Raw genomic sequence first — 5,486 nt, 5'->3', positions numbered from 1 at the left:
TTAATAATGCCATTCGTAATTTATAGAATAAAAATTACTTAATTCATTTTTGTCTAATGTAAATGTACTATAAATACTGGTATAACCGCATTTATAGTGAGAGCAAATGACGAAGGAATGGTAAGAAAAATACATCAGCTATGCTGATTGACACGAAAGTGGCATTGTATTTCCTTATGCTCTTATTTTTTATTCTGCTTTCAGCATAAAAAATAAATGATTTGTACAAAAGTTAAATGAATAAAAATGATTTTTTCGCTATCATAATGACTCATTCTTTTCGTACCAAATCACTCAAGTTTATATTTTTAATTAAAAGATGTTACGATACGTGATCAAAAGAACGTAAGAGTAACTTTATTTAGCTGTTTACAGCAAATAAACGTATATCTAATGTACTGCTAAGAAGAAGATTAGATATACCTTACTACCTTTAGAAAATTCAATTTTTAACTTTAAGTTAGTAAATTATTATTCATTAATTTAAAATTTGTCTAAAATCATCAACAGTATATATAAAGTATATTTTCCCTTCTTGGTCATACCATTATTTAAACGTAGGGTTAAATGCAAACCAGAAGTCTGACGATAACTTCAAGAGTTTCTAGGAAGTTTTTTGGAATATTAGTAATTAAGGCCTCTCTTTTTTAGATAAATGTCAGATTTATTTTTGTATTTAATGGGAGTGCTTCACCCCTAATGTAAACATTTTTATTTTTTTAGTTTACATTTAGAACGCTTAGTTTTATTATCAGTACTAATACAGATATAGGAAAGAGTGGTGAAATGTTTGCTTGTAATCATGAAAAGGTGCGCTAGATATCATGTGTCTAGGTAAGACGATTACGGGGGGGATTTACCTTTAGCTGCTACTTTAAATTCTCAAAAGATTTATAAAACATTTTCAAGCGATAATCATGGTGTTAATGCATTTTTACATAGCTATACTTACACCGGTAACCAAATAGTATGTTCCATTGCTTTAGAAAATATTGTTACTTTTGTTCCAATTTTAAGCATATTAAATAAAGAAATTTAAAAAATGGTTAATATTTTTGAAAAAGCACTAAACAATATATTAGATGAGGATGATTAATATGAATTTAGCTGAAAAGATTTTAAAAGGAGAAACCTTAACTAAAGAGAGGTTATTGAAAATATATGAAAATCCTAATATAGATACATTAGATTTATTGAACGAAGCCTATATATTAAGAAAACATTATTATGGAAAAAAAGTGAAATTAAATATGATCTTAAATGCTAAGAGTGGTATATGTCCGGAGAACTGTGGTTATTGCGGTCAATCTAGAGATATGAAACAAAAGCAAAGATACGCTCTAGTGCCAGAAGAACAAATTGTTAGCGGAGCCAAAGTAGCTCACGAGAATAACATAGGTACATATTGCATTGTCATGAGCGGCCGAGGACCTAGTAACAAGGAAATTGATCATATAAGTAGAACAGTAGAAGAAATTAAATCAAACCATCCTCAACTGAAAATATGTGCGTGCCTTGGTTTAACTAATGATGAACAAGCTAAGAAGCTCAAATCATCTGGCGTTGATAGATATAACCATAATATAAATACGAGTGAAAACTATCATGAAGAAGTTGTAACTACCCATACTTATAAGGACAGAACAAACACTTTAGAAATTATGAAAGAAAACAATATTTCACCATGTTCTGGTGTGATTTGTGGGATGGGAGAATCAAATCAAGATATCATAGATATGGCTTTTGCCTTAAAAGAAATAGATGCAGATAGTATTCCTATTAATTTTTTACATCCTATTAAAGGTACAAAGTTTGGAGAAATGGATGAATTGACACCCATGAAGTGCTTGCGACTTATATCTCTATTTAGGATTGTCAATCCATCTAAAGAAATTAGAATTGCTGGCGGTAGAGAAGTTAATTTGCGTTCACTACAACCTTTGGCCTTAAAGGCAGCAAATTCAATATTTGTAGGAGACTACTTAATTACTGGAGGACAGCCTAATAAATTAGATTATAAGATGATAGAAGATTTGGGATTTGAAATCGACTCTGGATATAATGAGCTGAAAGAAAAAGTAGAATGACCTTACAAAGTGATTTTAAAAATTACAAGAAGAAGATTTATATAGAAAGATTAAATCTATTGAATCCATTCATGGTAAAGATATACCTGTAGATGGGAAAATGATATTAATTTCGCCTCCAATGATTATCGATACAAGAAGAAACTCGTTTCACTCGTTTTAAAAACCACAAATTTTGACACTAACGTAACGTAATTAGTTACAATAAAATTAAAATTAAAAAAGGTGGAGAAAAACATGGATTTTTATCAAATGCCAATGTTCAACAAAATATTAGTACAAGACATTGAAAAAGCAGAAAAATGGTACGAGAAAACACTTGGCTTTAAAAGTGTTTTCAAATTCAGAAACGAAAAAAACGAAGTACTAATGAATCACTTAAGATTAGAAAAATATCAAGATTTAATGTTGATTTCTAGTAATGATTTTAAAGTTGGGAATTCAATATATCTAAACTTATTAGTTAAAGATATAGAATCTAAATCACAAACAATTTCACCAAAATTTGTTATTTCCGAACTCGAGGAACAACCTTGGAACGCAAAAGAAATGACTATAAAAGACCCAGAAGGTCATTTGATCACACTTACTCAATCAAATATCAGCGACACTGATTTTGAAAAATTAATGCAACAAACATCAAAAAACTATTAACAACAAAATTCCAATTGTTTTGAACACGTTTTGCATAATATTTTCTGGTTTTTAGCCCAACTTTTTAAATTTGTTATTCCGTTAAGATTTTTAGTATTTGTATATATTGCTATATTTTCGTTTTTACTTATTTCTTTTTTACAGTTATCACATTTTAGTTTTTCGAGAAACATGAAAAGACCTCACTTTTTTATGGTTTTTGAAACGAGTGTAAACGAGTTTCAAAAACCAAATCAAAGCAATTTCTAATAATAAATTTTCACCTATCACCAAATAAAATAAAGTTATCAATATTGGAACTATATAAGAATGACCAATATTATAAACGTAACTACCAATTTTTTTATCAATCAAATAACCTAACATAGAAATATCAGGAACTAGCAAGAATAATAAAAAGATCCATAAAGAAAAACCAAACATAAAATAAATAATTACAGCAGTAATAAAAACAAATGCATTTTCTAATCTAATTAAATTGCCCACAAAACTCCCCCTCTCTTTTTTATAGATTACTAAACCTTATTGCTTTATTCCAATTGCTTTATTGACGTTGAGCCTCGGAACCCTTAACAATCCCAAAACTTGTCGAATGGTCGGCTTAATAGCTCACGCTATGCCGACATTCGTCTCCAAGTTTAGTTAAGGGTTCTTCTCAACTTCAATAAATTTTCTCGGCATAAAAGTCGCTAATATCCTTATTTGCAATTTCTTCAATTTTTTCTACAATTTTTAACTCCAAATTCCCTTCACTCTCAATAAATTCTTTAGCAAAACTTCTTAATTCTTCATGATGTCCAACCATTACTGTATAAAGTGCATTTTCAAACATAGATATATCATTTGAATCATTACCAAAAGCTATATAATCACCTTTATCTATCCCTAACATTTTAAGTGCAGCCCATTTATGTATACCTTTAGGACTTATATCAAGTACATTCTCATTCCCATGCTTATTTACATATACATCTAATTCATTTAATTTTTTACTCAATAATTCATTATTACTCGATGTCAAAATCAAAACTTTCACAACAGATTTTAAAGAATCTAGATTAACTAAATTAGCCGAATTTAAAGGATCTAAATTTTTTAATATAGAATGGTTTTGAGGTCCAGTATATGCATAATCCCAATCCCCATCAATTAAGTAAGTAGCATCAAATTCATTAATTAATTGTTTAATTTTTTCCATTTCTGATAACGAAAAAGAAACAGATTTTATAATTTTTCCTTTACTTAAAATAAGCGAACCATTACCACCTATCATTGTATAATCATGAAAATCCTTGCTTATAACGGGAAGCATATCTCTAATCGGTCTCGCAGATGCAAAAATAACTTGATGACCACTATTCGTAAGATTTTTTAAAGAATTAAGAATTTTATCTGATACTGGTTCTCCTTTAAAACAAATAGTCCCATCTAAATCAAACACAAATTTCACATTTAACGCCTCCACTATTTAGATTAGTTTTTATTATAATATTCCTTATCAATTATGACAGAAATTTTATTAGCAAATTATATCTACGAAAAGTCTTCAAAATAAGTAACTTTTTCGGGTCTACTTTGTACACTTTATCTACCTGGTAGACCCAATTGTTATTGCTTTACAGGTCTAAAATTCGTCGTTATAATCTAGTTAAATCCCGTAAGGGCGCACTTACACGTTTGCTCCAAACGGTGCAAAAACCATAATCGACCTTCGTAGATTTTTTTAATCTTAGTTTTAAGTAATCGGTGTTGCAGCACAGATACAAAAATTAATACTGCACGAATTTGAATCGACGTTGTAGCGTAGATATAAAAATTAATACTACATCAAAATTTAACTAAGATTTAAGCTACTAGTTTTTTGCTAGTAGCTTTTTTATTTTTAAAATTTTAAATACCTTTATTTTGAATTTTAAGGGGGCATTTTAAAGATTTAGGGGTAAATCATATGTTTTATGCCTAAAAACTTATATAAGCTCTTAAAACGCAAATATGAGCCAAATAAATATATGCTATTTCCAAAAACAAAAATTTGAGCAAAACCAGTGACTAATTTTTTAGACACTGCCCAGTTACGCACAAAATTATTTTTTGCGGTAAAAACTGGGCAACCATGCCGGTTGAACGCTATAGTTCCCGCAGGGGCAAAAAGACATGAAAAAACGCTAACTTTTAAGCTAACGTTTATTAAACAATACTTTTAAAAAATCGAATTATTAAATTAAAAACATTAGGAATAAATACAATTATTCGAAACACAATATCTGAAATAATCTCAATAAAAAATGACTTAGTTCTCTTGTATTTTGCACTCATAAATCAAACTCCTAAACTTTTTTTAAGTAATAATTTTGTTTTTCAAAATTCCAAATTGCCGTAATTGAATGTGCTTTTTCTTCTTCATCTGTTGTTTTATCTTCATCACTTGTATTAATCAAATTGCCATCTTCGGCATCGTCTAAATTTAAAATTTTATGTTTTTGTTTAAGCAATCCACCGTAACTCAACATACGTTTTCGATATAAACCTTTTTCTAAATCATTAACAATCTCTGAATCTTTTTCGCTATCTCCAGTTAAATAATCTGATGACTTAACCGAATATTTTGAGGTTTCTTTAATTGCTGTAAGCTCATTTGAATTATTCGTTAAAGATATTATACTTAGGCATATTTTGACGACGCATATTAAGCGCATGTATCTCTTCTAGTTCAGCTTTAATCGATTGCATCAAATAACCTTGCAT

Annotated in this window: 4 protein-coding genes and 3 pseudogenes; 3 read left to right on the top strand and 4 right to left on the bottom strand. The window is 29.0% G+C overall.

The genetic code is table 11. The annotated features are described in order from the left end of the window. Window positions 1-771 precede the first annotated feature (771 nt). The 3 genes and pseudogenes from NGI30_RS11055 to NGI30_RS11045 form a co-directional block, all read left to right on the top strand. Window positions 772-1,039, top strand: a pseudogene (locus NGI30_RS11055) (aminotransferase class III-fold pyridoxal phosphate-dependent enzyme); the annotation flags it as partial. Window positions 1,040-1,097: 58 nt separating this feature from the next. Continuing rightward, window positions 1,098-2,087, top strand: coding sequence for a biotin synthase BioB (bioB, locus tag NGI30_RS11050; protein WP_041080315.1), 990 nt, complete (start codon window positions 1,098-1,100; stop codon window positions 2,085-2,087). A 237-nt stretch (window positions 2,088-2,324) separates the two neighbouring features. Beyond that, the gene (locus NGI30_RS11045; protein WP_069821423.1) at window positions 2,325-2,741 is read left to right on the top strand and encodes a VOC family protein; all 417 of its coding nucleotides are present in this window, start codon (window positions 2,325-2,327) and stop codon (window positions 2,739-2,741) included. A gap of 147 nt (window positions 2,742-2,888) precedes the next feature. Here the strand turns inward: NGI30_RS11045 and NGI30_RS11040 are convergent, their stop codons facing one another. From NGI30_RS11040 to NGI30_RS11025, 4 genes and pseudogenes are all read right to left on the bottom strand, one after another. Continuing rightward, window positions 2,889-3,227: a DUF4260 family protein gene (locus NGI30_RS11040; protein ID WP_251943880.1), complete on the bottom strand. Its 339-nt coding sequence runs from the start codon at window positions 3,225-3,227 to the stop codon at window positions 2,889-2,891. 175 nt (window positions 3,228-3,402) lie between these two features. Further along, on the bottom strand, window positions 3,403-4,191 hold the full coding sequence (locus NGI30_RS11035) for an HAD-IIB family hydrolase (protein WP_011304070.1): 789 nt from the start codon (window positions 4,189-4,191) through the stop codon (window positions 3,403-3,405). A gap of 877 nt (window positions 4,192-5,068) precedes the next feature. After that, window positions 5,069-5,365 (bottom strand): annotated as a pseudogene (locus tag NGI30_RS11030) (protein rep); the annotation flags it as partial. A 16-nt stretch (window positions 5,366-5,381) separates the two neighbouring features. After that, a pseudogene (locus NGI30_RS11025) lies at window positions 5,382-5,486 on the bottom strand (replication initiator protein A); the annotation flags it as partial.

Origin of the sequence: Staphylococcus sp. Marseille-Q5304, assembly GCF_943737015.1 — a bacterium.
Classification (GTDB): Bacteria; Bacillota; Bacilli; order Staphylococcales; family Staphylococcaceae; genus Staphylococcus; species Staphylococcus hsinchuensis.
The sequence above is the reverse complement of the archived record's forward strand: the minus strand, read 5'-3'. Positions and strand labels throughout refer to the sequence as shown.